Here is a 26,602-nt window from a genome sequence, read left to right on the forward strand (position 1 = left end):
AACAGGGCACTTTTTTGTTTGTTTGAAGGAGAAAAATATGACACCTTGGTGGAAAAAAGCTGTTGTTTATCAAGTTTATCCTAAGTCATTTCAAGATAGTAATGGTGATGGAATTGGAGATATCCCCGGAATTATTTCACGATTGGGGTATCTAGAAAAACTAGGAATTGATGCTATTTGGCTGTCGCCTATTTACTTATCCCCTGGTGTAGATAATGGCTATGATATCTCTGATTATCAAAAAATAGACCCACAATACGGAACAATGGATGATATGGATAATCTGATTAAAGAAGCTAAAAAACATCATATACGCATTATTATGGACCTTGTCGTTAACCATACATCTGACCAGCATCCTTGGTTCATTGAAGCAAGAAAGAGTAAGAATAATCCATACAGAGATTTCTATATTTGGCGTGATCCGGTAGATGGACATGAACCTAATGAGTTGAAATCTGCTTTTTCTGGTTCAGCTTGGAAGTTTGATGAAAAAACTGGTCAATATTACTTACACTTCTTCGCTGGTCAACAACCAGATCTTAATTGGAAGAACCCAAAATTAAGAAATGAAATCTATGAAATGATGAATTATTGGATTGATAAGGGAATTGGCGGCTTTAGAATGGATGTCATTGAACTTATTGGAAAAGATCCGGATAAAAAGATACGAGAAAATGGTCCAATGCTTCATCCTTATTTAAAAGAAATGAATGAGAATACTTTTGCTGGGAAAGAATTAATGACAGTGGGTGAAACATGGAACTCTACTCCAAAAATCGCTGCAGAATATTCAGATCCAGTTCGTCATGAATTATCGATGGTATTTCAATTTGAAAATCAAGGCTTAGATCAGCAAGAAGGAAAAGAAAAATGGGATTTACGTCCGCTTGATTTAGGCGAATTGAAAAAAGTTCTAATTAAATGGCAGACAGAAATTGATTTTGATCATGCATGGAATAGTCTTTTTTGGGAAAATCATGATATTCCGCGAGTTATTTCACGATGGGGAAATGACAAAGAATATCGCGTTCAAAGCGCAAAAATGTTTGCGATTGTACTGCATTTAATGCACGGAACACCTTACATCTATAATGGTGAAGAAATTGGGATGACCAATTGTCCTGTTAAGTCAATTGATGAAGTGGAGGATATTGAAAGTATTAATATGTACCGCGAAAGAATTGATAAAGGCTATAGTAAGGATGAACTAATTAAAGCAATTAATACTAAAGGTCGAGACAATGCAAGGCGTCCAATGCAGTGGTCAAATGAAGAAAATGCTGGCTTTACTACAGGAAAGCCATGGCTAAAATTAAATCCAAACTACACAAAAATTAACGTTGAAAAAGATTTAGAAGATACAAATTCTATTTTTTATACCTATCAAAAATTAATTAAACTGCGACATGAAAATGCTGTTGTAGTAGATGGAGATTTTGAACTTGTTGAAAATACTAGTGATAATATTTTGGCTTTTTGGAGAAAACTAGAAGATGAAAAGTGGCTAGTAGTGGCTAACTTGTCTGGTAAAAAACAAAATCTAAATTTAGATATTTCTTTTAAAAAAGTTTTGATTAGTAACTATGAAAACCGAGATAGTTTAAAAGATATGGCTTTAAAACCTTATGAAGCTTTTGCAGTTAAGGCATAGTAAAAGACGCATTGAATTTTATCAATGCATCTTTAATTTATTTCTTTTTATTTGGACGTCGTAAGTAACGTAAAGTATTATTTCGAATATATTTTTGAAATTCTTGATAAATTGGATCAAAAATTTGAGGCTCATCTGTTTCTTTAACCATTACTTTTGGAAAGAAGAAGCGCTCATCTCCTTGGAGAGTTCCATTTAAGGATTTAACGAGTGGGCTCAATTCAGAAAGTTCAACTAGGCTACTATCAGCTTGCATGATTTCAATTGGACTATGAGCATTTTTTCCAGTTGGTTTATATGCGTCATATGGTTCATCAAAAGCTGAATTGGTAGCAGTGTAGTAATTAGGATCAAAGCCGGCTTGTTTAATAAGATTCTTTAGTTTTGGCAGTAAACTCTTAGTATCTTCATTGATTTTGACACTTTCCAGAGGATGACGGTATAAGTAACGATTTGAAAGATCAGATAAAATTTGATCCCCTGAGTTGGTCCAGAGTAAGAAATTAGTTTCCATCACGCCATCATCTAATTTAAGGTAATCTTCAAGAGTCCATTTTCCGTTTAAAAATGCTTCTAGTTGAGGAGTAACTTGAAGTTTACCTTCTTCATAGATAATTTGAGCTCTTTCAAGTAAGTGATGCAAGATAACTTCCATTGAACGATTGACACGGTGGAAGTAAACTTGTTGATACATTTGGTAACGGCTAATAATGTAATCTTCTACTGAGTGAATTCCCTTATCTGTAAAGCAGATACCATCACGGTATGGGCGAATTACTTCTAAAATTCTTGTTAAGTCAAAACTTCCATAAGTTACGCCAGTAAAGTAAGCATCCCGTAATAAGTAGTCCATCCGATCTGCGTCCGCTTGACTTGAAATTAGTTTGACTACCTGAGGATTAGGGTAGGTTTTAGCAATAACACTAGCAACTAATTCTGGAAAATTAGGACTTACTTTTCTTAGGGCCTGATTAACTTCAGTATTTTTATCAGTAATAATTTGTTGACCCATTTTTTCATGATTAGTACCAAAAAGATGCTCAAACGTATGAGAATAAGGTCCATGGCCAATATCATGAAGTAAAGCTGCACATTCTGCTAAGAGTCTTTCGTCTGGATTCCATAATCCGTCGCCTGGCTCTTTACTTACATACTTTTCTTCAAAAATATCACAAATTCTCCGGGTCAATTCATAAACACCTAGATTATGTTCAAAGCGAGTATGAGTTGCTCCTTGAAAAACATAAGATGCCGGTCCTAATTGCTTGATTCGGCGTAAACGTTGGAATTCCTTTGAATTAATAATATCTAAAATAACTTGATCTTTAACATGAATATAGTTGTGAACTGGATCTCTTAATACTTTTTCATGATCCAGCTTTTTACTTTGAAATTTTTCCATTTTTCTTATACTATTTTCTCGGATAATAAAATAAATCTGCTAACGTATAATCAACTTGATTATAACAATAATGCTACTTTAAGGCTATCTTAGTGTGAATGAAGGTGAAAATATGACCAAGGAAGTTGAAATTAAAATTACTAGTAAAATTCATCAGGAAGATGAATCAGCTGTTTTTGAAAGAGATGGCTTAGGATCAATTGAAAAAGTTGGTGAAGATTGGCGCATAAAATATAGCGAGAAAAATAAAGAGGGCGATGTTGAGGTAAAATTATTAATTAAGCCAAATGAGCTTGTAATGCAACGAGGCGACGCTAAAGGTGATCATACGCTAATGAAATTTGAACCAGGAGAAAAAAGAAAATGCAAGGTTATAGCTTCTGGTAAGCAAATGAATTTAGAGTCTTTGACTAATAAATTGAATTTTTCTGAAATTTCTCCAGGAAAAATGCAACTAAAAGTTGAATATGATCTCTTTTCTGGTCTATACTTAGTAGGTAACTATGCAATAAAGATTGATATAATAGAATAGATCTTTAGCAAATTTAGATAAATTGATTACGTGAAAGGACGTGCCACTGTGGGGTTAGATGATTTTCAAGGCCAAAATAAGGACGAATTGTCAATGATCGAAGTTGCTCGTGCAATTTTACAAGATAGCGGCAAGCGAATGGCCTTTGCTGATATCGTTAACGCCGTCCAGAACTTTCTGGGTAAGAGTGACGAAGAAATTCGTGAGCGTTTGCCACAATTTTACACTGATATGAACACTGATGGTGAATTCATTTCAATGGGTGATAATGTTTGGGCATTGCGTTCTTGGTTCCCATATGAATCTGTTGATGAAGAAGTAAACCATCCAGAAGATGAAGAAGATGTACCACGTAAGAAACACCACAAGAAAGTTAATGCTTTCATTGGTGATTCTGACGATGATGATATTATCGACTACGATTCAGATGATCCAGAAGATGAAGATTTGGATGTTGACGAAGAAGATACTAATGAAGACGACTACTCAGATGATGATCTTGATGATGCCGATGACAATGAATTAGATGATGGTATTGAAGGCCAATTATCTGAACTTCATCAAGATGATCTTGATGACGATGATGAGTAAAGTACTTGACGGAAAACAAATTTCCCTTTAGTATTTTGTATGGGCACTCTATGTGCAATTAAGCTCCCATGTATTTGGGAGCTTTTTTTGATTTTAACAGAGAATAAAAGAAAAGAGAGGAAGCACGGCATGACAAAGTATATTTTTGTGACTGGTGGAGTTGTTTCATCACTAGGTAAGGGGATTTCAGCTTCAAGTTTAGGACGTTTACTTAAAAATCGTGGCTTAAAAGTTACCATGCAAAAGTTTGATCCTTACATTAATATCGATCCAGGTACAATGAATCCATATCAACATGGGGAAGTTTATGTTACTGATGATGGTACAGAAGCTGACCTTGACTTGGGTCACTATGAAAGAATTGTTGATGTTAGAACAAGTAAATATTCTAATGTTACTACTGGTAAGATCTATCAAGAAGTGCTTGATAAAGAACGTCGCGGTGACTATCATGGTGCAACTGTGCAAGTAATTCCGCATATTACGGACATGATTAAGAAAAAAATCATGCGTGCTGCCTTAACAACTGATTCAGATGTCATTATTTCTGAAATTGGTGGTACTGTAGGTGATATCGAATCTACTCCATTTATGGAAGCAATTCGACAAATGCGTCGTGAAGTTGGTGAAGAAAATGTAATGTATATCCACTGTACATTAGTACCTTATCTTCATGCCGCTCACGAAATGAAAACTAAGCCAACACAACATTCAGTTGCTGAACTTAGAAGTATTGGTATTCAACCAAATATGCTTGTTTTGAGAGCTGAAAAATCAATTGCTCAAGAATTAAAAAATAAGATTTCAACTTTTACTGATGTTCCAGTAGACCGTATTATTGAATCCATTGATGCTCCTTCACTTTTTGATTTACCACTTGCTTTCCAAGAACAAGGTATGGACCAAAAAGTTTGCGACTTTTTACACTTAGAAAGTCCAAAGCCAGAAGCAGATATGGAAGCTTGGAAGAAATTAGATAAACGTGCAAAGAACTTAAAGCATGAAACTACTATTACTTTAGTAGGTAAGTATGTAGAACTTGAAGATGCATATATTTCTGTCACTGATGCTCTGCAACACGCTGGTTACTTATATGACACTAAAATTAAGGTAAATAAGGTCCAAGCAGAAGACATCACTGAAGATAACATTGCAGAAATTATGAAGGATTCAGATGGATTAATTGTACCTGGTGGTTTTGGTACACGTGGTCTTGAAGGTATGATTACTTCAATTAAATATGCCCGTGAACACGATATCCCATTTTTAGGAATCTGCTTAGGTATGCAAATGGCTAGTGTTGAATTTGCTAGAAATGTGCTCGGCTTAAAAGATGCTAATAGTGCAGAAGCTAATCCAGATACTAAGAATAATATTATTGACATTATGGCTGACAAGCGTGATGAAGAGAATATTGGTGGTACTCTTCGTTTAGGTCTATACCCAGCAACTTTAAAAAAGGGTACTAAGACACGTGAAGCATACGATGATCAAGATGTAATCCAAGAAAGACACCGTCACCGTTATGAATTCAATAATGAATATCGTGAAGCATTTGAAAAAGCAGGCATGGTCTTCTCCGGTGTTTCTCCAGACAATCATTTAGTAGAAATTATTGAGATTCCAAATAAAAAATTCTTTATCGCAGCTCAATATCATCCGGAATTTTTAAGTCGTCCACAAAGACCGGAAGGATTGTTTAAAGCATTTATTGGTGCAGCAAGTGGTCTTCCGGTACAACATTTTAACTAGACTTTAAAAATTAAATTTCGGTAACAAGAGAGCCATAATCCTCGGCTTCTCTTGTTTTTTTTGCGTTTTTCATTTAATATATTTTGTGATACATTTGGGTATTACAAATAGAGAAAAGGATTGTTTCCCCAATGAAACAGATGATTATTCATGGTGGAAAGCCCCTGAAGGGCGACGTATGGATCGGCGGTGCTAAGAATTCCACTGTAGCATTGATCCCAGCGTCAATACTTTCGCGGACTCCTGTTACCCTAGAAGGGGTTCCGCGAATTGCTGATGTAGATAATTTGATGGATCTACTTAGTGAAATGGATGTAAAGTGTGATTTTCATGAAACTACTTTACGAATAAATCCGGATGACATTAAGCGTAGTCCCCTTCCAGCAGGAAAGATTAAGAGCTTGAGAGCTTCTTACTACTTTATGGGTGCATTATTAGGTCGCTTTGGTAAAGCTGTGGTGGGCTTCCCAGGCGGAGATGATATTGGCCCTCGTCCTATTGATCAGCATATTAAAGGCTTTGAAGCATTAGGTGCAACTGTTGAGAATGAAAACGATCAAATTATCATTACAGCTCCTAAAACTGGGCTTCGTGGTGCAAAAATTCATTTAAAGATGCCTTCTGTAGGCGCAACAATGAATATAATTATGGCTAGCGTAATGGCAAAGGGCCAAACTATTATTGAAAATGCAGCTAAGGAACCTGAAATTATTGATTTAGCTACATTTTTGAATAATATGGGCGCTGTTATTCGTGGTGCAGGTACTGAAGTAATTCGAATTGAAGGAGTAGAGGAATTAAAAGCACAAACTCCTCATACTATTATTCCTGATCGAATTGAAGCTGGAACTTATGTAGCTCTAGCTGCTTGCATCGGAAATGGTATTAGAATTCATAATATTATCGAAGAACACCTAGATTCTTACTTGGCTAAAGTAGAAGAAATGGGTGTAGTAATTGATGCTGATGAAGATTCACTTTTTGTTTATCCAGCAGGTGACTTGAAAATGATTCAAGTTAGAACTGATGTATATCCTGGATTTGCGACTGATTTACAGCAGCCAATTACTCCACTTCTTCTAACAGCTAAGAGCGGTGAAGGCGTAGTAATTGATCAAATATATCCTAAGCGTGTTGGTCATATTCCTGAACTTCAGAAGATGGGTGCAAATATTCAAGTAGAAGATAATATTATCTTAGTTCATCCAACTCATCATTTGCATGGAGCACATGTTAGTGCTGGTGAAATTAGAGCAGGAGCTTGTTTGATGCTTGCTGGTTTAATGGCAGATGGTGAAACTATCATTTCAAATGCGGGCAATATTTTACGTGGCTATGATAGGATCGAACAAAAATTGCGTCAACTAGGTGCAGAAGTATCTGTGATTGATGTTTAAAGTTTTTGAATAAAGTAAAAAGGACTTGGAAAACTCCAAGTCCTTTTTATGTGGTTTTAAGAAAAATTTTTAATTAGTGTTGTACCTCAATCTTTTCTGGTGCAGCAAGGATAGGCTGTTCTTCTAAACCGGATTTTCCTTTAAATAATAGGTTGAGGATAGTAGCACTTAAACTAGCTACAACAATACCATTTCCAAGGAATAACTGAATAGTTTCGGGTAAAGCTTGGAAAACTTGTGGATAAACAGTAACTCCTAATCCAAGGCCAATTGAAATAGCAACTATTAAAATATTGCGAGTATCTTCAAAATCAACGCGTTTAAGCATCCGCATCCCTTGAACGGCAATCATAGTAAACATTACTAACATTGCTCCGCCCAAAACTGAGTTTGGAATAATAGTTACTAAGGCACCAAATTTTGGCAATAATCCCATTAATATTAAAAAGCCTGATGCCCAGTAAATAGGTCTTTTAGTAGTGATACCTGACAATTCAAGTAAACCAACATTTTGTGAAAAAGTAGTGTAGGGGAATGTGTTAAAGATTCCGCCAAGGATCTGTGCGAGCCCTTCAGCACGATAACCTTTTTTGAGGTCATCGCTTGTGATATCTTTGTGGAGTAAATCACCAATAGCAAAGAAGACACCGGTTGATTCAACCATTGAAACTAGTGCAATGATAATCATGGTTAGGCTAGATGACCACTCAAATTGTGGCATACCGAAATAAAATGGTTGTGGTAAGTGGAACCAAGAAGCTTGTGCAACTGGAGTAAGAGATACCATTCCAAGTGTACTTGCAATTAATGTACCAGCAATTAAACCAACTAAAACGGCAATTGACTTAATGAAACCTTTGCCCCAAACCTGCAATGCTAAAATAATTGCTACAGTTATAAAACCAGTTAAAAGATTTTTAGGATCACCGAAGTTTTTAGTTGTAGAATTACCTCCGCCAAGATTTTGAATAGAAACCGGAATTAAGGAAAGGCCAATTACTGTAATTAAGCTTCCAGTTACAACTGGTGGAAAGAGCTTTTTGATCTTAGAAAAATAGCCCGCTACTAAAAATACGAAAATACCTGCTACGATGATTGCACCATACATAGTACCAATTGTGAATTTTTTTCCAATCATTTGAAGAGGAGCTACAGCTTGAATAGCACACCCTAAAACAACAGGTAAGCCAATTCCGAAATAACGATTACGTAGAAGCTGGAGAGCAGTTGCTAAACCACACATGAAAATATCGATTGAAACTAGATAAGTCATTTGAGTGGAGTTGAACTTCAAGGCAGTTCCAATCAAAAGCGGGACTGCAATTGCTCCTGAATACATTGCAAGTAAATGTTGTAGACCTAGTAAAGCAGCTTTTTTGTGGTTAACTTGTGTGTGCTTCATTTATTCTTCTCCTACAAAATGCACTTGATTATTTTCAAAATCAGCAATCCTAGCTAAGGCTTCAAGACGGTAGCCGTGATCTTTAACCCATTCACTGCCACCTTGGAATTCTTTAGCTACAACTACGCCAACACCAGCTACAGTTGCATTTGCTTGATCTGCAATATTAAGCATCCCTTTAACAGCTTCTCCATGTGCTAAAAAGTCATCAATAATTAATAAGTGATCGTCACTACTCAAGAATTTCTTTTCAACACAAATTTTATTGTTAACTTTTTTAGTGTAGGAAAATACATCTGCCCAATAAACAGCATCATTAAGAGTTGAAGGTTTTTTCTTTCTCGCAAAAACCATCGGCACTCCTAATTGATATGCAGCCATAATACCAGGAGCAATTCCTGAAGCTTCACAAGTAAGAACTTTAGTAATTTTTTCGTTTTCGAATAAACGCTTAAATTCCTTACCGACTTCCATCATAAGTTGCGGATCGACTTGATGATTTAGAAAAGAGTTAATTTTTAAAACATTGCCATCTAATACTTCTCCATCTTTACGAATCCGTTCCTCAAGTAATTTCAATTTTATCCTCCTGCAAAAAAAGACTTCTTCTACCCGTAAATTAGGGTAAAAGAAGTCCTTTGTAGTGCTACTTATGACATCGATTACCTATAGTCCAGAATTAATTGGTTCCGGGTAGAAACTGTCGACCTTATTACGACGATATATAGATATTTTGATATTTAGAGTGTAGCAGAATCATTTTCCGAACACAAGGCCTCTTTTTTGATGTATTATTCTGAAATTGATTTTTTCTTTTTTAAAGAAATGATTGTTTCAAGAATCCCATATGTAATTCCAGCAAGTGGCCAAATAATCCAGCTTTGACTCCAATTATTGTTAATGAAACTATAAGCAAGATAGATAAAAGAAATAGTCATCCAGTAAATAGTGGCATATTTTTCAATTATTTTTTTGTTGGTTTTTTTCTCAGTAGTATAGTCCTCTATTTGCAAAATAATATTAAAACTATCACGAACAATATTGGTTTTGACTAAGAAAAAGACACCAATTCCTACAAGAAAAAGCGTAGCAGTTGAAAGACCAGTCATTAGATCATCAATTCGACTATTTGAAAGAGACCCAATAAATAAAGATCCCGTCATAAGTGGAATGGCAGATAAAATACAGAAAGTAATGCCAATAATCTTTAGCACTAGGTGCTGATTTTCATATTCTTTACTCAATTTGAAAATTTGCTCTTTTGTTTTGTCAGAAAGATTACATTCTTCATACTCGAAATTTTCGTGAACTTTTAGCCAGTGATTTCCCGCAATAAAGAGAGCTACAGCGGCTGCAACTAGAAGTATTAAAACAATTACGCCAATTCCTGTTGCAAAATTAATCGATGAAGTTAAGATATCTAATCTTATTAGGCTGATTAAGATTAATAAAGTAATGGGTGAGAAAATACATAGCATGACGCCAGTAGCAATCAAAGTAGAACTGCGTTTTCTAGCAGATAAAAAGTCTTGAATAGAAGATTGAGATACATAATTTTTTTGAGACATAGGTGTCACCTCTTTTGTATATAAAAGTTAAATAATATAGTTTTACTTCAATTTTATATAACAAATTATAAGAGCGCTATTTTGATGCTTGTGAAGTTAAAAAATAAATTAATGATTGACCAATTGAATTTTTCTTAGTAAAGTTTCTAGTAAATAGGGATAAATTATTTTTTAGAAGGAGAAAATTGTGGCTAAGACTAATCTAAATGATTTTGACAAGATTATTGTGCTTGATTTTGGTAGTCAATACAATCAATTGATTACTCGTCGAATTCGTGATTTTGGTATTTATTCAGAACTTTTACCACATAACTTAAGCATTGAAAAGATCAAAGAAATGGCACCTAAGGGAATCATCTTTTCTGGTGGTCCAAACAGTGTTTACGACAAGGGTGCTTTAAAAGTTGATCCTGAAATTTTCAAGCTTGGTATTCCAATTTTGGGGATTTGTTATGGGATGCAACTCATGAGCTACGATTTAGGCGGTAAGGTCGAAAAGGCTGATAATTCCGAGTATGGTCGTGCCGATATTGAGGTAACTGATCCTAATGCAGTTTTATTTGAAGGCTTGCCAAGAGAACAATACGTTTGGATGAGTCATGGTGATTTAGTAACTAAGGCTCCAGAAGGCTTTACTGTAACTGCTAAAAGCAAGAATTGTCCAATTTCTGCAATTGCTAACGATGAGAAGAAATTCTACGGAATTCAATTCCATGCCGAAGTTCGCAATTCTGAATATGGTTTAGATATTTTAAAAAATTTCGCATTTAAGGTTTGTGATGCCGAAGCAAACTGGACCATGGATGACTTTATTGAAATGCAAGTTGAAGAAATTCGTGAAAAAGTTGGCGATAAGAAGGTCATCTTAGGTCTTTCTGGTGGGGTTGATTCTAGTGTTACTGCTACTCTTCTTCATAAGGCAATTGGCGATCAATTAACTGCGATTTTTGTTGATCACGGGATGCTTCGTAAAGATGAAGGCGATCAAGTAATGCAAGCTTTGAACAAGGATCTTGGCGTTAATATTATTCGCGTAAATGCACAAGAACGTTTCTTGAATAAGCTCAAGGGAGTAACTGATCCTGAACAAAAACGTAAGATCATTGGTAAAGAATTTATTGAAGTCTTCAACGAAGAAGCTAAAAAGTTAAAAGATGTTGACTTCTTAGCTCAAGGTACTTTATATACAGATGTTATTGAGTCAGGAACTAACACTGCTCAAACTATTAAGTCACACCACAATGTTGGTGGTCTTCCTGAGGACATGCACTTTGAATTAATTGAACCACTTCGTAAACTTTTCAAGGATGAAGTTCGTGAACTTGGTGAAAAGCTCGGTATTCCTCATGATTTGGTATGGCGTCAACCATTCCCAGGTCCAGGTCTTGGTATTCGTGTTATTGGTGAAGTTACTGAAGACAAGCTTAAGATCGTGCGTGAATCAGATGCAATTTTACGTGAAGAAATCAAGAATGCTGGTCTTCAAGAAGATATTTGGCAATACTTCACTGTTTTACCAGGTATTCGTTCAGTTGGTGTTATGGGGGATGGTCGTACTTATGACTACACCATCGGTATTCGTGCCGTAACTTCAATTGATGGTATGACTGCTGACTTTGCCCAAATTCCATGGGATGTTTTGAGCAAGATTTCTACTAGAATTGTAGATGAATGTGATCACATTAACCGCGTAGTTTACGATATCACCAGTAAGCCACCTTCCACTATTGAATGGGAATAGGATAACAATGCTAATTGGAGAGAGAATCCTAATTTAACAGCATTTAACTAAAGCAATTTCCAGACAAAATAATAGAAAACGATTTGGTTGTCTGCCAAATTATTGAAGCTCTCAATATAAAATTGAGCGCTTTTTATTTATATTGAAGAATGATATTGTGACGAAATGAAATTTAACAGATAATAGAATAGTTAAAAATAATGATAAATTAGGTGCAATTATGGCAAAAAGTATTGAAGAAAAAGTAGAAGAATATTATAAAAACAAATTTGATGAATATGGTATCAGACACTTTGGTAAAACGGAAAGTATTAATAATGATATTTCCAATGCTTTAAGTGAAGCAGAGTCAAAATCTGGTGGTAAAGGGAATAACTACCCTGATATTAAATTGCTATTGGATGATGGACATTCACGCAGAATTCCAGTTATGATCGAAGCTAAAGGTGGAAAGAATAAGCTGGAAAAGTTAGATAAAGAAGGCAATATTATTCTTGAAACTAAGTTTGCTTCGGATTCAAAAGAAGGTGCCAAAAATCCACATAAAAAAGGCGATATAAATTATTCTACTATCACTACTTATGCTGTTAATGGTGCTCTGCACTATGGTAGAGCTATTTTGAAGTATTCTACTTATAAAGAGGTTCTAATCATTGGTGTGAACGGAACTAAGTTAGATGACGATGGTGTTGTATCTGATCCTGAATGTAAGGCATATTATGTTTCAGAAAATAATAATATGCTTCCTAAGCATGTAAAAGAATTAGATAAATCTTTAGTTCTACTAAAACAGAATAATATTGGAAAATTATACGATATTTTCGATAAATTGAGCTTAACCGATGAGGAAATCGAAAAACTAAAAAAAGAAACTGAAACTAAGTTAGAATCAAGAATCAAAGAAATTCACCAACGTATTTACGATGATAAATCTATAAAACATACGTTGGAAACTAATGAAAAGTTATATTTGTTTACTGGCTTAATTATGGCAGGCCTTAATACACAGGGCATCAAACGTCTAGAAGTATCAGATTTAAGTTCTAACAATAGTGAGATAATGAATGATGGAACTCTTGTATTGCAGCATATTTCATCTTTTTTAACTGCTCGTAATGCTGAGAGGAATAAAATTGATTTGATTAATTCTTTATTGGGTCCTATCTTTAGAAAGAAAGGAATGTGGGAACCGATAAACGGTGAAAGTCTTATTAAAAGTCTTTACGCTCAAATAAGTACAGATGTTATTCCTTTATTAGAAGGTAATTTACACCTAGACTTTACTGGTAAAATATTAAATTCTTTAAGTGACTGGGTATCAATTGAGAATGATGCGGCTAACGATGTTGTTTTGACACCAAGCTATGTAACTAGATTTATGGCTATGTTGGCTAGAACAAATAAAGATTCATTCGTCTGGGATATTGCTATGGGTAGTGGTGGATTCTTAGTTTCGGCTATGGATATTATGATTAAAGATGCTAAGAATAGTATTCAAGATAGTGAAAAACTAGAGAAAAAAATAAGGAATATCAAACAACATCAGCTATTAGGTGTTGAAATTTTAGGAAATATCTACATACTTGCAGTTTTAAATATGATTCTTATGGGCGACGGTTCTACTAATATGCTTAATGATGATTCCCATAAGATTTACAAACAATTATCTTTTCCAGCTAATGTCTTTTTGTTAAATCCACCATATTCAGCTGATGGTAAAGGATTTAACTTTGTAGAAGAAGCTTTATCACAAATGACAAACGGATATGCTGCAATTTTAATTCAAGAAAATGCCGGTAGTGGCAATGGATTACCTTATACCAAGCGGATTCTAGAGAATAATACTTTAGTTGCTTCAATTCATATGCCGAATGATATCTTTACTGGCAAAGCTTCAGTACAGACAGCTATTTACGTCTTTAAAGTAGCACGACCACATGAAGAAGATGACATGGTAACTTTTGTTGATATGTCTGAAGATGGATACACTAGACAAAATCGTAAGAAATCCAGTCAAGAGGTAAATCTTCGTGATACTGATCATGCTAAAGAACGCTATGAAGAAGTCGAAGCAATTATCTTAGGTAAGAAACCAAAGACCAGTTATTATACAGAAGCTAATGGTAAAGTCATTCATGATTCAATTAGTTTAGATGGGAATGATTGGACATTTAGTCAACACCAAGTTATTGATACTACTCCTACTGAAGAAGATTTTAAGAATGTAGTAGCAGAATACCTAAGTTGGAAAGTTAGTCAATTGATAAAAAAGGGGAGTGAAAATGATAGAATTTAAGGATTTTACAATCTCAGAATTATTTACAAAAATGACAGTTAAAGGCTTTTCAAAAGTAACTGAAAAAATGACTTATTCGGAAGAAGGCTATCATGTCTTTGGTCAGAATATTAAATATCAATATTCTCAGAAAGTTTTATTGCCCCCAAAGTATCTATTCAAAGTAGATACGAAAAAACCGATCTTTGCTTATGCTTCCAGCACTGGTAGCGTAGGAATGATTAGTGAGAGCTTTTATAGAAGTGGAAATAATGGAGCATTTCAGGCACTTATCCCTAAATTTAGCAATTATAATTATCACCATATGTTGTATATTTTGGCAATTTTAAGAAAGTTATTTAAAAAAAAGAACTATACTACTAATATTAATGATGTCCCCAAATGGATAATAAAGTTGCCAATTACCAAAAATAAAAAAATAGATTTTCAATATATGGAAGATCGAGTGAAGGCACTCGAACAAGATCGAGTGAAGGCACTCGAACAAGATCGAGTGAAGGCACTCGAAAACTATTTACTAGTTACTGGTTTGAATAATTACAAATTAACAGATGAAGATAAGAAAGTTTTAAGTTATAAACCTGAATTTAGAAAATATAAAATTGATGATATTTTTAAAATTAAAAAAGGAAAAAGATTAACTAAAGCAATGATATGAACCCCGAAATTCGGACAAGAATTTCGAGGTTTTTATTATGTCTAAATTATCTAAGCAAGACAAAATTGACATCTACAATAATTGGAAGCATTATCATAAGTCACTATCTCAACTAGGTAGAGAATATGGAGTAAGACCTGACAATTTATATTATTTAATCCGTCTAATAGACCTTCACGGCTTAGAAATTTTGAATAAATCATATTCTTCTTATTCAGTAGAATTTAAGAAAACTGCCATTAAAAGAATATTGATTAACGATGAACCAGCGAATCAAGTTTCATTAGACTTGGGATTGCCAAGCTCAGGTATGATCTATAATTGGCTTCGCAAATATAAAGAGGATGGGTATAATGTCATTAATCATAAGAAAGGCAGACCACATCATGAAAAGCAAAGACCAACAAATCAAAGAACTACAAAAACAAGTAAAAGACTTAAAACAAGAGAATCTCAAGCTTACTGTCGAAAACGAATTTGTAAAAAAATTGAGCGCCTTAGTTTCCAAAAGAAAAAACCAAAAGCACCAGAAATAGCTCAGGTGGTTACTGAACTAAGGCAAGAACTTCATGTAACCGTCAGTTTCATATTAAATGTAATCAATTCTAATCCTGATTTACCTCACTTATCTAAAAGTAATTATTACTATGTTCTAAAACAAAATGATAAAGATTCAAAAAATCATCAGATCATGAAACGTATCAAAGAAATATTTGAAGAACATAAACATCGCTACGGCTATAGAAGAATTACAGCTCAATTGCACATTGAAGGAATTAAAATCAATCATAAGAAAGTAAAGCGTCTGATGAAAAAGATGCATTTATTTGGTATTGCCATTAGACGTAGAAAAAGATATTCAAGTTATCGAGGAACTGTAGGTGAAATCAAACCTAATTTGATCTGTCGCAATTTTTTAGCCATTTTACCAGATAGAAAGTGGTATTCAGATATAACTGAGTTTCATTTAAACGGCGAAAAATTATATTTATCACCAATTATGGATGGGTGTACCCATGAGATAATTTCTTATACATTAAGTCGCCGTCCAGTTTTAGAACAAGTAATGACCATGCTTGACCTAGCTTATAAAGCTCATCCTGCTCTAAATGGTCTTATTTTTCACACTGATCAAGGATGGCAATATCAACATTCTACCTTTCAAAAATAGCTTACAGATCATGGTATTGAGCAATCAATGTCTAGAAAAGGTAATTCATTAGATGATGGATTAATGGAAGGATTTTTTGGTATCTTAAAGCGAGAAATGTGGTATGGCTTTGAAAAAAATTTTAAGAATTTAGATGAACTAGAAGATGCAATCAAAGAGTATATTTATTACTATAATAATTTTAGAATTAAGAGCTCAATAAAAAACCATACTCCGATTCAATATCGAAATATGGTTTTAAATCAAACAGTTTAATAATATGTCCTAATTTTTGGGTTCATATCACAAATCAAAAATTGGGCAATACTTTATTTATAGGTTCTACAGCTATAAATCATGGTAAAACAGCCAGAATAGGACAGGCACCTATTTTTAAACCTAATACAATTACTGTTTGTTATAACGGTTCAGTTGGAGAAACATTTTATCAAACTGAATCATATTGGGCTTCGGATGATATAAATGTTCTAACTTTACGTGATAAAGAGTTAAATCCAGAGTTGGCTGAGTATCTTTGTGCGATTTTAAAAAAAGCCGGAAAAAAATATGGATACACATATAAGTGGAATGTTCATAGAATGAAAACAACTGATATCAGTCTGCCAATAGTGGATGATGGGAAAATAGATTTTCAATATATGGAAAATTATATTAAAGCAATACAAAAGTTAACGATAAAAAATGTAGTTGATTATAAAGATAGAGTAATAGATAAGACAATTGAAATAATTAAATATTAAAAAAAGTTAAAGAATAGTGTAAAAGGCTTTGTGCTATCTTACGATAATTGTCCACTAAAAAGTCTACTTTAGGCAAATGGTTACAGCGCTATTCAAAAATTGCAGGTGTTCCAAGAATAGATGGACGAGGATTAAGGCATTCTAATGCGTCTTATTTAATTACTGAGGTAAGTCATCGGCTTGGTCATAAAAATCCAACGACAACGCTAAAATATTATGCTCATATGTTTGCTAATAATGATATTGAATTAGCTTCCAAGATAGAAGGAAGCATAAATATGAAGCCCGCAAAAAATCTAAAGTTGAATTTAATGTCAACCAGCATGTAGCAGGAGCTAAGATAAGTGGTATGCTAAAAGTCTGCCAAAACAAAAAACAGCTTAAGTATTGATATTAAAGGAACATCCCTTATTCTAAGGGAATAGATAAAAAAAGTATCTGAAAAAAATATAAATTAAAGAAGCCTATTAAATCTTGGTATTCATGACCCTTGATTTAATAGGCTTTTTATAGTGTTTAATTAAATTCAAGCTTATTTGTTTCGTCTATCTTAGTTAGGAAAGATGAAACATCAGTAATAGTATCATTGGTGTATGAAACATTAATCAGATTAACCCAATTTTTTCTAAGAAAATAGTCGTCAATGTCGTATCTAACTTTAGTTAAGTATTTATAACTAATAAATAGTAGTTCAGAAAAAATCAAATTACGTTTTTGAGGCTGCATGACGAAATCAAGCAATAAATCTTTTCCAGAACCTTTAATAAAGTGAAAAAATTCGCAATTGATATGTCTAATCGGATAAAAAGGATATAAAATTTGAGAATTTAATACTTGTTTTTCAAACTGTCTAAGTAATCTTTGATCTTTTCTACTAAGTTGATAATCATTGTTGTTTAAATTAATCATCGTATATCAATTCCTATTCTTACTATTGCACCTAAAGTATATAAATTGAAAAAAGTAAAAACAATGAATTTTAACTAAGTTGAAAAAGAAAAACTTTTTATATCGAAAGTAAAAAATTATTTTACTTTTGATATAATATTTTTAATAATTAAGTAAAAGAAAGTTACAGATGATAAATATCTAGGAAAGAGAAGTGAGGAACAAGTTTGAGTGATATTAGGGTACAGAATACAAAGAATAATTTGATTGCTGCTCTTTTAAGCTGCTTAGAAAATAAGAGTGTGCATAAGTTAAAAGTAAAAGATATTATTGATAAAGCTGGCGTAAGTACTAGAACGTTTTATCAATATTATTCAGATGTCAATGATCTACTAAGAGATACAGAAGATAGTTTTGTTGCAGAGTATCTAAAAAATGTTGAAAAAGATCGTGATTCACTAGGAGATCTTGATTTAGATACACCTTTTGAAGATCAGTTAGAAACTATTTTAAATGCAACAAAAAATACCATTGAGTTCTGTTATGCACATAAAAAAGAAATACAAGTCTTGTTATCTGACAATGGGGATACGCGTTTCTATAATATGATTTTCCAGACTGGTTGTGAGGAAATTATGAAGCGTATGAGCCAGATGAAAAATATCGATCAGTTAAAAATGGATGAAAAAGAACAAATGAGAATGATGATTAGTGTGCAGGTATTTGTACATAGTATCATTGGTATGGTAAGAGTTTTACTTGAATACAGCGATAGGTTAGCTCCATATGACGTTCGTCAAAGTATACTTACATTTTTACGTGAGTCACCAGTAGCTTCTATGAATATAAATAAAAATTAGAGACAACAAAATAATTTATAGTATATTAGGCTGAACTCCACTATAACTGGCTAAAGTATTGAATTAAGTAGTTTTGTTGGCAATTGAGAAATAGTTGTACTTAAATATGAAGTAGCATGAGAATAATAGTAATTAAAAAACTCAGTTTTAGGGGATACGTCAATGAAAATAGAAATTCCAACTATGAATGGATTCATTCCGGATTGCTACAGTAAATTTGCTAATGAAGATCAAAAAATTGAAGGGAAGCCTAGTAGATCTTTCCCAATTTTTATTACTGATGCACCTGATAAGGCAAAAACCTTAGCTGTGTATTTTAGAGATTTTGATTCAGTTCCAGTCTGTGGATTTACTTGGATTCACTGGTTAGCTGCCAATCTTCCGGTTCGAGATGTGCCAGCTAATATTAGTCATTCTAAGAATACTAGCCTTGATTTTGTTCAAGGAAATAATAGCAATATTAGCAAGTTTTTAGGTGAAAATTCTGGCCCAGTTGAAGGCTATACAGGTCCGATGCCTCCTGATAATACGCACTATTACACTTTAACCGTGTATGCATTAGATACAAAACTTGATCTAAAAGAAAGCTACTGGTTAAACGACTTTTTGCGTGAGATGGAAGGTCATATAATTGACAGTGCGACTATTTCAGTTCCAAGTAGAGCAAAATAAAAGTCGAAGTTACTAATAAACATGCTATAATTTAGGTAAAGAAAAAGGAGATCTTATGATCTCCTTCGCAGCCCGCTTTAAGAGCGGTGGTTAAAAGTTATACTATTGCAACTACGTCACTCAATAAACCTACCAAAGTTATAAATTGAGCGGCGTTTTTTATTTTCTATTGTGATGATCGATATATGTTAGCAAAGCTAACACAAAAGTACCAAACAACAGCATTACTGAGATGGCCTCGTAAACACTCATTAGGCTGAACCCTTTCCATTCGATGTTGGACCATAGGCCTCACCTCCGGGAGGAAAAACAGCCACCGCTCATAAAACTTTCTGCGGCTATAATTATAACGAAAATTTGTTTGCAACAGAATATGGATTAATCAAAAAGCTCGCGATTAATTTCGCGGGCTTTTACTATTAAACCTATTCTGCTTTTTCCTTAATGAAAAAATATGTAAATAGACAATAGATTATAATACCTAAATAAAAAACATTTGTAGAGCTAAAAGTAGGTTCAATAAATCTGCTAACAATGTAATCTATACCTAAAATACCAAAAATATAAATCCAGCTCCCGTAAACAAATAATTTGTGTAAATTGGACGGCAGATGCTTTCTGTATTTAACTAAAAGAGAAAGATACCGAAGTTGCGATACATAAGATATAAAGAAATATATGGCACCACTGAAAATTGAGAAAGTTATTCCCCAGGCAATAAGGGAGACAGTCCCATTAGAGTTGCTGAGACCACTCATTACTGGTCCAATAATACCTAAGACTGCTAGGATGCAGGATAAAACAAAATATTTATCATTAGTATGGTGAAATGATTGAATAGTAGACTTCAATCTCTCTTTCTCTTTCATAATATCAAAATTTTGTTTATTTAACTGCTTAAATTCACGCATAATAAGAAAACTATAAATTAGAAGACCAAATGAAATTGCAAGAACTACAATCGTTGCAGCAAATCCAATAAGGGAAATGATTAATTGCATTTTATCATTGGCACCTATTAGGAACCCTGAAAGAGCACTGCAAAAACTAATACATGCTGGACTGAAGACAGCAAGAGCTATTGCCAAAGCACGTAATTGTGAACTCTTTTTGGCAGTAGACAAATATTTTTGAACTAATTCATCAGGTAAAATAGGTAATTTATCTTCTGCGGGAATATCTGCTGTTTTAATTTCAAAAGATGGAGCACCACTTTTTAGTAAATAATCTGTGGTGACGCCAAATAATTCTGATAAGTTAACGATTTTTTCAATATCTGGAATTGATTGATCGCTTTCCCATTTTGAAACGGCTTGGCGACTAACATTCATTTTTTCAGCTAAACCTTCTTGAGAAAGATTATTCTTTTTTCGTAATTCCGTGATTTTTTGACCTAATCTCATATGGATTGTCCTTTCGTTGTTGATTGATTTTAATTTATTAAAAATCACGGTTGCAGACAACCACTTTTTGATTGCATTGTAGGCAACTAATGGTTGCGAAAGGAAAAATTATAGTGATTTATATCTCTAATTGTTTTAGAATCTTATTAACAAAATCCCACCTTCGTTAATAATTAAACGAAATTATAAAAATGATTATTGACAAAGCCGGCATTTTGTTAATAATTAATTACAGTATTTAATAAGATAAGTAACAAAAGATCTTTTTGTTAAAGATAAACAAAGAAAGTGAGTATAAAGATGGTGAAAGGATATCATTCATTATCTAAGGAAAAATATCTTCATAAGCCACAAATGGTAAGTCAGGAAGAAATAGACCAAATTTATCAATCACGCTTGAATGGATTTAGTACAATTAAAACAAATTTATATCCACTCTTAACCGATAAGAGAGAAAACCAAACTGATAAATACCCATTATTTTTTGTTTATTTACCCGAAATTATTAAGTTGGAAAATAATTTAAGAGAAAATTCCAATCAAATTAAAGAACTTGCTAAAAAATTACCTGGAATTGCCAAACAACAATTTTTAAATTCATTGTTAGTTTCTGAAATTACCTATACTAATAAAATAGAGGGAGTAGAAACTGATCGAGGAGAAATTAGTACAATTATTCGTGATAATGAAAGAGATAGAAAACGTCCCTCCCATAAGCGACTCCAGTCAACCATCAAAATGTATCAAGAAACTCAGAGTGAGCATTTAATTAAAATTGAAAATCTTAAGGACTTTCGAAATATTTACGACACTCTATTAGAAGGAGAGATTGAAGAAAACAAATTGCCTAACGGAAAACTGTTTAGGGATAAATTGCCAGAGGGAGAACAACTAAGGATAGGGGATGCTCTTCATACGGTGCATGTTCCTCCGCAGACAGAAGAAGCCATAAACGAATCTTTGACTAGTTTAATAGAATTTATGAACAATGATGATTTACCGCCAATTTATAAGAGCGTGATTACTCATTTCTTTTTTGAAAATACGCATCCGTTCTTAGATGGTAATGGAAGAATGGGAAGATATTTATTGTCGACGTACATTTCGCATAAGTATGATCATTTTACTGGTTTTTCTGTAGCTACTGCTATTCACTCGCGTGTTCAGACATATTACAGAATATTTAAAGAAGCTGATCAAGCAGAAAATTATGCAGAGTTAACGTTTTTTATTGTTGCGATGTTGAAATTATTGGTTGCACAACAAGAAGAAATAGTGTCAACTTTAAGTGATGATAAGGAAAAATTAGTACAAATTGTAGATAATATTAAGAAAAGAGTGGCATCGCTTACTGATGATTACGATAAAAAAGCAATTTACTCTGTGCTTTTTTATTTAGCCGAATCTAAACTTTTTGCTGGAAATAAAGAATTAGGAATTAGAGATAGAGATATCATTCAATTAAATTCTAAAGAGAGTGGAATTTCCATTAGGCGAACTAAGTCTGCGATTAGTCAGCTAGAACAAATGAATTGGATTAATAAAATTTGTTCTAAACCTAAACAGCATGAATTAAGTATATAAATGACATTGAGTACATTTTAGTCTTAGTCATAGTGACTAAGGCTTTAATTAAGAATTCTTATAAAAAATTATAGTGATTAATCTTAGTTAAGTAAGCTATTCTCTGGTGTTGTGTAGAATTTGTAACGCCACCAAAATGAATCCAATGTCGATCTTGCATCCCTAATTGCTTTAGAGTTTTATTAACAAAAATTCGTTTAATACCATTTCCCAAAAAGAGTTTTACATAAAATGTTGGTGAAGTTGAAGTAGTAAGGACATAAGTATGTTTAATGTTGGTTAATTCGCCATGAATACCAGTTTTGCTTACAGTATGAGATAATCCTTTTCCTTCTTTCATCACTTTATCAATGAAACCTTTAAGCATTGCTGGGACACTATTCCACCAAAGTGGAGTAATAAAAATTATTGCGGAAGCTTCTCTTAAGTAATCTAAATATTTTGTTACTAGAGGATCATGAGTTTTACCAGTATGAAATAAACGTAATTCTTCTTTGTCATAAATAGGATTAAATTGTTCTTGATACAAGTCAATTACTTTAAAGCTTTTATGCTTATGTGCTAAATTTGATTTTACTGATTCTAAAATTGCATGGTTAAAACTTTTTTTATAAGGATGACAATAGATGATTAAGAAGTCCATTTTAATCTTTTCCTTTCAAAAGTTGATCTAATGTGTATTCCACTAATTGTGCGTCATAGCGAGTAATTTTATTTTTAATTAGTAATGCATATCCTTGAATAAAGGACCAGATTTGAATAAATAAATCTTGATCAGAAAGAGTAGTTGATGAATTAAGATTAGTAATTAAAGCTTTTACTTTCTGCAAAAAGGGATATTGATTAGCATTTGAATATAAATCCAGTGCTGACAATTGGTAGAATAAGAAGTCCATTTGGTTGGGATGCATAGTTATAGACTGACAAATATATTTAGCGATAATGAGTAACTGTTGCTTAGATGAATAGTCTACATTTAATGGGATCTGCTCAATAAATCGTTTAGATAATTGGATTACTGCTTTTTGAAATAGTTCATTTTTATCTTTGAAATGTCTATAAAAAGCACCTGTTGTAAGTCCAAGTTCCTTTGTAAGTTTGCGTAAACTTAAGTTTTGATATCCATTAGTGTCAATTAGATGAATGGTTTGATTTATAATTTTTTCTTCGGTTGTCATTTTTATCTTCTTTCTTGATAACAGTGTTATCTTTTTAGTTTATGATAACACTGTTATCATAAACTAACAAAAATAGAGATAAATATGCAAGAATAAATGTATATACAAACGATATAATTGTAATTATAAGATAGTGAAAGGACAATTTTATGGATCACACTGCAAATTATGATAAATATAAAATGTCTAAATTATTTACGACTGGCAATTCTGAAGCAATAAGACTGAGAAAAAAGGATACTGAATTATTAGATCTTAATCCTAGTGATCAATTCATTAAAGAAATATCTCTAGATGGAAGGTCGATATCTTATAATAAATTTTCAAAGATTTCTCAAGAAAATAAAAAAGAAATTGCTAACATTTTAAATGAAGATTCAGACTTGATTTGGGCATTGAAAGATTTATAAAAAACATATTTTTACTGATGGAAATAAACGAACTGCATATGTTGCAACTAAATTGTTTTTAAAGAAAAACGGATATAATTTGTCGCTAAATAAGTCAGAAGGTATAGCATTGATACTAGGAGTTACCACTGCAGCTGACAGTGAGGATGAAATGATAAAAGTTGCCACTATTTTGAAGAGGCATAGTTCTAAATATTAGTAGAGTGGAGAAGCTTGCAATTAATTTGCGGGCTTTTTTGATAAATATGCTATAATTTAGGTAAAGAAAAAGGAGATCCGAAGATCTCCCATGAAGCCCGCTTTAAGAGCGGTGGCTAAAGTTATAAAGTTGACATGCGCCTACTCAATAAACCTGCCAAAGTTATGAATTGAGCGGCGTTTTTGTTTATTTTTTGTTGTGATGATCAATATATGTCAGCAAAGCTAACACAAAGGTACCAAACAAAAGCATTAACGAGATAACCTCGTATACGCTCATCTGGCTGAACCCTTTCCAATCGATGTCGGACCATAGGCCTCACCTCCGGGAGGAAAAACAGCCACTGCTCATAAAACTTTCTGCAGATATAATTATAGCGAAAATTTGTTTGCAAAAGAATATAGATTAGTCAAAAAGCTCGCGATTAATTTCGCGGGCTTTTATCATAATTATATTCAAAAAATAGTTCTCTTTGAAAAGTATCATCGTAAGTAGCTAATACTAAACTATAGTAAAATTATTGATATGATAGAGTCAAAAGAGAAAACTTATTTGGAGTAAGGTGGAGGAATTTTTGAAAGATAAAAAAATTCTAAAAAGAGTTAATTATTGGGTTGCAATTGGAATAGTTTTAATAATATGTATGGGTATCTTTATATGGTGGAATAATTCTAAAAAGAAAACTCCACATCATAAATTGAAGCCTCAACCTGCTTTAATTGACAATACTAGTACTCGTCCATCTTCGTATACAACTAAAGAATTCAAAAATTTATTATCCCAAAATTATCCAGATATTTATAAAAACTTGAATTTTAAACAAAAACCAACTTTCTATGTAATTCCTGGTTTGATTCAGTCAGCAGCAATTAAATATACTCCTCCTGGTCAGGGACAACCAGGGATTGCGTATGATATGGATCCGCAGGGCTTAGCGATTATTGACCATAAATATTTAATTATTTCAGCTTATAGTAAAAGCAAGACCTTTGATTCAGTTCTGTGGGTATTAGATTTTAAGACTGGCCGCTTTGTAAAAACGGTTGCCTTAAATAATATTGATCATGTTGGGGGAATTACTTATGACGAAGATCATAAGCGTTTATGGGTAGCCACTATTAATCAAGAGCAACGAGCACAAGTTCAATCTGTAACGCTGAAAGAAATTGAAAAATATAATTTTAAGAAACAGAAAAAGCCAATAAAATTTGAGCATGGTACTAACTTATCGGCACCACTTCGAACCTCTTATATGACATATCATAAGAATAAACTCTATATAGGCTACTTCGATAAAATCCAAGGGGGGGGTCAGCTTTTTGCCTATAAACTTAATAAAAAAGGACTATTTAAAAAAGATAAGATGCAAGATGGTCTAGCTATTCCTAGTGAAAACTGGTCAACTTACTCTCAAATTCAAGGAATTAGTTTTGATAGAAATGATATTTTACTATCTACTTCATATGGTGATTTAAATTCCCAGCTATTAATCTTTAAAAATAAATTGAATAAGCCAAATTACAATCTTGATCTTTCTGAAGCAGATAAAACCATTATTTTACCGCCATATATGGAACAAATTATTGGTAAAGATGGTGAAATTTATATGTTGTTTGAATCTGCTACAGCATTATACCGTCAAAATCCTAATTTACTGCATATGGATCGAGTAATTAAGTTGAAAGTTAAATTTAAGGACCGCGAAAATAGTAAGGAATAGCTATTAAGAGAAACCTTAAGCCAAAATAGAAAACATAACTGCAAGGAGAACCGATGACACTAAATATTCGTACTGTAAAAATGGATGACTTAGATGCAATTATTGAGCTTGAATCAAGTGCTTTTCATATGTCAGAAGAAATGACGCGTAAGGATATGGTCGGGCGGATTGAAAATTACTCAGATACTTTTTTAGTTGCGGAAGTTGATGGAAAAGTAGTGGGACACGTTTTTGGTCCCGTAAGTAAAGATCGCTACATTAAGGATGAACTATATTTCAAAAATTAACCCAATAATGCCCAGTATCCTTATCAAACGATTTTGAGTTTGGCAACTAGAAAAGAATATCGTAAGCAAGGGATTGCATCAGCTTTAATTGAGGAATTGTGTAAGATTGCTCAAGCACAGGATAGACGTGCAGTTACACTGACTTGTTTACCTAAGCTCTTCCATTTTTATGAAACGCGCGGTTTTGTCAATGAAGGCAAGACCAGTGATGATATCCCTGATCCAGAAAACGTAAGTAGCTACAATATGGTGAGAGAGCTAAAAAAGTGAATTTTTGGAAATGAATAAAAAGAGATTTATAATGGTGATAAAAGGAGGTCCTGACTATGAGCAATGAATTTTGTCATAATGGAATGAAATGTCAACAGGGATGCCCATGTGCTGGTAAAGATGGTGTTTGTCATTGTTCCATGGTAAGTGAGAAAAAGTGCGTTTGTCAGAGTCATTGTAAAGAAAAAGAAGAGTAAAATAAAAATCTCATGTTAGCTTGAAGTGCC

Annotated in this window: 26 protein-coding genes, 2 pseudogenes and 1 riboswitch; of the genes and pseudogenes, 18 read left to right on the plus strand and 10 right to left on the minus strand. The window is 33.1% G+C overall.

Annotated elements, in window-relative coordinates:
- Positions 1-37: 37 nt before the first annotated feature.
- Positions 38-1,654, plus strand: a complete 1,617-nt coding sequence (locus GTO82_RS01235) for a glycoside hydrolase family 13 protein (RefSeq protein ID WP_180873492.1) — start codon at positions 38-40, stop codon at positions 1,652-1,654.
- 37 nt (positions 1,655-1,691) lie between these two features.
- On the opposite strand, the gene GTO82_RS01240 is transcribed toward GTO82_RS01235, so the two are convergent.
- On the minus strand, positions 1,692-3,056 hold the full coding sequence (locus tag GTO82_RS01240; protein WP_014567031.1) for an HD domain-containing protein: 1,365 nt from the start codon (positions 3,054-3,056) through the stop codon (positions 1,692-1,694).
- Positions 3,057-3,168: 112 nt separating this feature from the next.
- On the opposite strand from GTO82_RS01240, the gene GTO82_RS01245 reads away from it, so the two are divergent.
- The 4 genes from GTO82_RS01245 to GTO82_RS01260 all read left to right on the plus strand — a co-directional run bounded on the left by GTO82_RS01245 (position 3,169) and on the right by GTO82_RS01260 (position 7,328).
- Positions 3,169-3,588 (plus strand): DUF1934 domain-containing protein, encoded by a 420-nt coding sequence (locus tag GTO82_RS01245; protein WP_014567032.1) that lies wholly within the window; start codon positions 3,169-3,171, stop codon positions 3,586-3,588.
- 48 nt (positions 3,589-3,636) lie between these two features.
- Positions 3,637-4,179 (plus strand): DNA-directed RNA polymerase subunit delta, encoded by a 543-nt coding sequence (rpoE, locus tag GTO82_RS01250; protein WP_004898759.1) that lies wholly within the window; start codon positions 3,637-3,639, stop codon positions 4,177-4,179.
- A 129-nt stretch (positions 4,180-4,308) separates the two neighbouring features.
- Positions 4,309-5,931, plus strand: a complete 1,623-nt coding sequence (locus tag GTO82_RS01255; RefSeq protein ID WP_180873493.1) for a CTP synthase — start codon at positions 4,309-4,311, stop codon at positions 5,929-5,931.
- 131 nt (positions 5,932-6,062) lie between these two features.
- The gene (locus tag GTO82_RS01260) at positions 6,063-7,328 is read left to right on the plus strand and encodes a UDP-N-acetylglucosamine 1-carboxyvinyltransferase (RefSeq protein ID WP_180873494.1); all 1,266 of its coding nucleotides are present in this window, start codon (positions 6,063-6,065) and stop codon (positions 7,326-7,328) included.
- A 73-nt stretch (positions 7,329-7,401) separates the two neighbouring features.
- Here GTO82_RS01260 and GTO82_RS01265 read toward each other — a convergent pair whose 3' ends face one another.
- From GTO82_RS01265 to GTO82_RS01275, 3 genes are all read right to left on the minus strand, one after another.
- A complete protein-coding gene (locus tag GTO82_RS01265; RefSeq protein WP_180873495.1) occupies positions 7,402-8,730 on the minus strand; it encodes a nucleobase:cation symporter-2 family protein in 1,329 nt (442 codons plus the stop codon).
- Positions 8,731-9,309, minus strand: coding sequence for a xanthine phosphoribosyltransferase (locus GTO82_RS01270; protein ID WP_180873496.1), 579 nt, complete (start codon positions 9,307-9,309; stop codon positions 8,731-8,733).
- A gap of 70 nt (positions 9,310-9,379) precedes the next feature.
- Positions 9,380-9,478, minus strand: a riboswitch (purine riboswitch).
- Positions 9,479-9,521: 43 nt separating this feature from the next.
- A complete protein-coding gene (locus tag GTO82_RS01275; RefSeq protein WP_180873497.1) occupies positions 9,522-10,298 on the minus strand; it encodes a beta-carotene 15,15'-monooxygenase in 777 nt (258 codons plus the stop codon).
- A 187-nt stretch (positions 10,299-10,485) separates the two neighbouring features.
- On the opposite strand from GTO82_RS01275, the gene guaA reads away from it, so the two are divergent.
- The 6 genes and pseudogenes from guaA (at position 10,486) to GTO82_RS01305 (ending at position 17,233) form a co-directional block, all read left to right on the plus strand.
- Positions 10,486-12,039, plus strand: coding sequence for a glutamine-hydrolyzing GMP synthase (gene guaA, locus GTO82_RS01280; protein ID WP_180873498.1), 1,554 nt, complete (start codon positions 10,486-10,488; stop codon positions 12,037-12,039).
- 220 nt (positions 12,040-12,259) lie between these two features.
- The gene (locus tag GTO82_RS01285) at positions 12,260-14,335 is read left to right on the plus strand and encodes an HsdM family class I SAM-dependent methyltransferase (protein ID WP_180873499.1); all 2,076 of its coding nucleotides are present in this window, start codon (positions 12,260-12,262) and stop codon (positions 14,333-14,335) included.
- Entirely contained in the window at positions 14,322-14,993 is a 672-nt protein-coding gene (locus GTO82_RS01290) for a restriction endonuclease subunit S (RefSeq protein WP_180873500.1), read from the plus strand. The genes GTO82_RS01285 and GTO82_RS01290 overlap by 14 nt, the downstream gene beginning before the upstream one ends.
- A 37-nt stretch (positions 14,994-15,030) precedes the next feature.
- A pseudogene (locus tag GTO82_RS01295) lies at positions 15,031-16,419 on the plus strand (IS3 family transposase).
- Positions 16,420-16,460: 41 nt separating this feature from the next.
- On the plus strand, positions 16,461-16,904 hold the full coding sequence (locus GTO82_RS01300; RefSeq protein WP_180873501.1) for a restriction endonuclease subunit S: 444 nt from the start codon (positions 16,461-16,463) through the stop codon (positions 16,902-16,904).
- Positions 16,905-16,951: 47 nt separating this feature from the next.
- Positions 16,952-17,233, plus strand: coding sequence for a hypothetical protein (locus GTO82_RS01305; RefSeq protein ID WP_260983168.1), 282 nt, complete (start codon positions 16,952-16,954; stop codon positions 17,231-17,233).
- A gap of 187 nt (positions 17,234-17,420) precedes the next feature.
- Here GTO82_RS01305 and GTO82_RS01310 read toward each other — a convergent pair whose 3' ends face one another.
- Positions 17,421-17,813 carry a hypothetical protein gene (locus GTO82_RS01310; RefSeq protein ID WP_180873502.1) on the minus strand — a complete coding sequence of 131 codons (393 nt, stop codon included), beginning with the start codon at positions 17,811-17,813 and terminating at the stop codon, positions 17,421-17,423.
- A gap of 206 nt (positions 17,814-18,019) precedes the next feature.
- Here GTO82_RS01310 and GTO82_RS01315 point away from each other — a divergent pair, with 206 nt between their 5' ends.
- Positions 18,020-18,652, plus strand: a complete 633-nt coding sequence (locus GTO82_RS01315) for a TetR/AcrR family transcriptional regulator (protein WP_180873503.1) — start codon at positions 18,020-18,022, stop codon at positions 18,650-18,652.
- A 162-nt stretch (positions 18,653-18,814) separates the two neighbouring features.
- On the plus strand, positions 18,815-19,324 hold the full coding sequence (locus GTO82_RS01320; RefSeq protein WP_180873504.1) for a YbhB/YbcL family Raf kinase inhibitor-like protein: 510 nt from the start codon (positions 18,815-18,817) through the stop codon (positions 19,322-19,324).
- A gap of 159 nt (positions 19,325-19,483) precedes the next feature.
- On the opposite strand, the gene GTO82_RS09860 is transcribed toward GTO82_RS01320, so the two are convergent.
- Complete coding sequence (locus GTO82_RS09860; RefSeq protein ID WP_180873505.1) at positions 19,484-19,576, minus strand: putative holin-like toxin; 93 nt, start codon at positions 19,574-19,576, stop codon at positions 19,484-19,486.
- A gap of 173 nt (positions 19,577-19,749) precedes the next feature.
- Positions 19,750-20,727 (minus strand): helix-turn-helix domain-containing protein, encoded by a 978-nt coding sequence (locus GTO82_RS01330; RefSeq protein WP_180873506.1) that lies wholly within the window; start codon positions 20,725-20,727, stop codon positions 19,750-19,752.
- A 300-nt stretch (positions 20,728-21,027) separates the two neighbouring features.
- On the opposite strand from GTO82_RS01330, the gene GTO82_RS01335 reads away from it, so the two are divergent.
- A complete protein-coding gene (locus GTO82_RS01335; RefSeq protein ID WP_127795701.1) occupies positions 21,028-22,311 on the plus strand; it encodes a Fic family protein in 1,284 nt (427 codons plus the stop codon).
- A 58-nt stretch (positions 22,312-22,369) separates the two neighbouring features.
- Here GTO82_RS01335 and GTO82_RS01340 read toward each other — a convergent pair whose 3' ends face one another.
- Together GTO82_RS01340 and GTO82_RS01345 are read right to left on the minus strand one after the other, a co-directional pair.
- A complete protein-coding gene (locus GTO82_RS01340; RefSeq protein WP_180873507.1) occupies positions 22,370-22,954 on the minus strand; it encodes an NAD(P)H-dependent oxidoreductase in 585 nt (194 codons plus the stop codon).
- Between the two features lies 1 nt (position 22,955).
- Positions 22,956-23,489, minus strand: a complete 534-nt coding sequence (locus GTO82_RS01345) for a TetR/AcrR family transcriptional regulator (protein WP_023599177.1) — start codon at positions 23,487-23,489, stop codon at positions 22,956-22,958.
- Between the two features lie 149 nt (positions 23,490-23,638).
- Here GTO82_RS01345 and GTO82_RS01350 point away from each other — a divergent pair, with 149 nt between their 5' ends.
- Together GTO82_RS01350 and GTO82_RS01355 are read left to right on the plus strand one after the other, a co-directional pair.
- On the plus strand, positions 23,639-23,899 hold the full coding sequence (locus GTO82_RS01350; RefSeq protein ID WP_180873508.1) for a hypothetical protein: 261 nt from the start codon (positions 23,639-23,641) through the stop codon (positions 23,897-23,899).
- A 7-nt stretch (positions 23,900-23,906) separates the two neighbouring features.
- Positions 23,907-24,098: a hypothetical protein gene (locus GTO82_RS01355; protein ID WP_235058720.1), complete on the plus strand. Its 192-nt coding sequence runs from the start codon at positions 23,907-23,909 to the stop codon at positions 24,096-24,098.
- A 186-nt stretch (positions 24,099-24,284) separates the two neighbouring features.
- On the opposite strand, the gene GTO82_RS01360 is transcribed toward GTO82_RS01355, so the two are convergent.
- On the minus strand, positions 24,285-24,377 hold the full coding sequence (locus GTO82_RS01360) for a putative holin-like toxin (RefSeq protein ID WP_180873509.1): 93 nt from the start codon (positions 24,375-24,377) through the stop codon (positions 24,285-24,287).
- Positions 24,378-24,672: 295 nt separating this feature from the next.
- On the opposite strand from GTO82_RS01360, the gene GTO82_RS01365 reads away from it, so the two are divergent.
- Entirely contained in the window at positions 24,673-25,818 is a 1,146-nt protein-coding gene (locus GTO82_RS01365) for a YncE family protein (RefSeq protein WP_260983169.1), read from the plus strand.
- 53 nt (positions 25,819-25,871) lie between these two features.
- Positions 25,872-26,375, plus strand: a pseudogene (locus GTO82_RS01370) (GNAT family N-acetyltransferase).
- Positions 26,376-26,602 lie beyond the last annotated feature (227 nt).

The organism is Lactobacillus johnsonii (assembly GCF_013487865.1).
GTDB lineage: Bacteria > Bacillota > Bacilli > Lactobacillales > Lactobacillaceae > Lactobacillus > Lactobacillus johnsonii_A.

Coding starts and splice junctions, on each gene's coding strand:
- GTO82_RS01255 (WP_180873493.1), top strand. CDS start 4,309: ATGACAAAGTATATTTTTGTGACTGGTGGAGTTGTTTCATCACTAGGT.
- GTO82_RS01335 (WP_127795701.1), top strand. CDS start 21,028: ATGGTGAAAGGATATCATTCATTATCTAAGGAAAAATATCTTCATAAG.
- GTO82_RS01340 (WP_180873507.1), bottom strand. CDS start 22,954: ATGGACTTCTTAATCATCTATTGTCATCCTTATAAAAAAAGTTTTAAC.
- GTO82_RS01290 (WP_180873500.1), top strand. CDS start 14,322: ATGATAGAATTTAAGGATTTTACAATCTCAGAATTATTTACAAAAATG.
- GTO82_RS01320 (WP_180873504.1), top strand. CDS start 18,815: ATGAAAATAGAAATTCCAACTATGAATGGATTCATTCCGGATTGCTAC.
- GTO82_RS01265 (WP_180873495.1), bottom strand. CDS start 8,730: ATGAAGCACACACAAGTTAACCACAAAAAAGCTGCTTTACTAGGTCTA.
- GTO82_RS01285 (WP_180873499.1), top strand. CDS start 12,260: ATGGCAAAAAGTATTGAAGAAAAAGTAGAAGAATATTATAAAAACAAA.
- GTO82_RS01275 (WP_180873497.1), bottom strand. CDS start 10,298: ATGTCTCAAAAAAATTATGTATCTCAATCTTCTATTCAAGACTTTTTA.
- GTO82_RS01330 (WP_180873506.1), bottom strand. CDS start 20,727: ATGAGATTAGGTCAAAAAATCACGGAATTACGAAAAAAGAATAATCTT.
- GTO82_RS01350 (WP_180873508.1), top strand. CDS start 23,639: ATGGATCACACTGCAAATTATGATAAATATAAAATGTCTAAATTATTT.
- GTO82_RS01235 (WP_180873492.1), top strand. CDS start 38: ATGACACCTTGGTGGAAAAAAGCTGTTGTTTATCAAGTTTATCCTAAG.
- GTO82_RS01240 (WP_014567031.1), bottom strand. CDS start 3,056: ATGGAAAAATTTCAAAGTAAAAAGCTGGATCATGAAAAAGTATTAAGA.
- GTO82_RS01260 (WP_180873494.1), top strand. CDS start 6,063: ATGAAACAGATGATTATTCATGGTGGAAAGCCCCTGAAGGGCGACGTA.
- GTO82_RS01345 (WP_023599177.1), bottom strand. CDS start 23,489: ATGACAACCGAAGAAAAAATTATAAATCAAACCATTCATCTAATTGAC.
- GTO82_RS09860 (WP_180873505.1), bottom strand. CDS start 19,576: ATGAGTGTTTACGAGGCCATCTCAGTAATGCTGTTGTTTGGTACTTTT.
- GTO82_RS01245 (WP_014567032.1), top strand. CDS start 3,169: ATGACCAAGGAAGTTGAAATTAAAATTACTAGTAAAATTCATCAGGAA.
- GTO82_RS01310 (WP_180873502.1), bottom strand. CDS start 17,813: ATGATTAATTTAAACAACAATGATTATCAACTTAGTAGAAAAGATCAA.
- GTO82_RS01360 (WP_180873509.1), bottom strand. CDS start 24,377: ATGAGCGTATACGAGGTTATCTCGTTAATGCTTTTGTTTGGTACCTTT.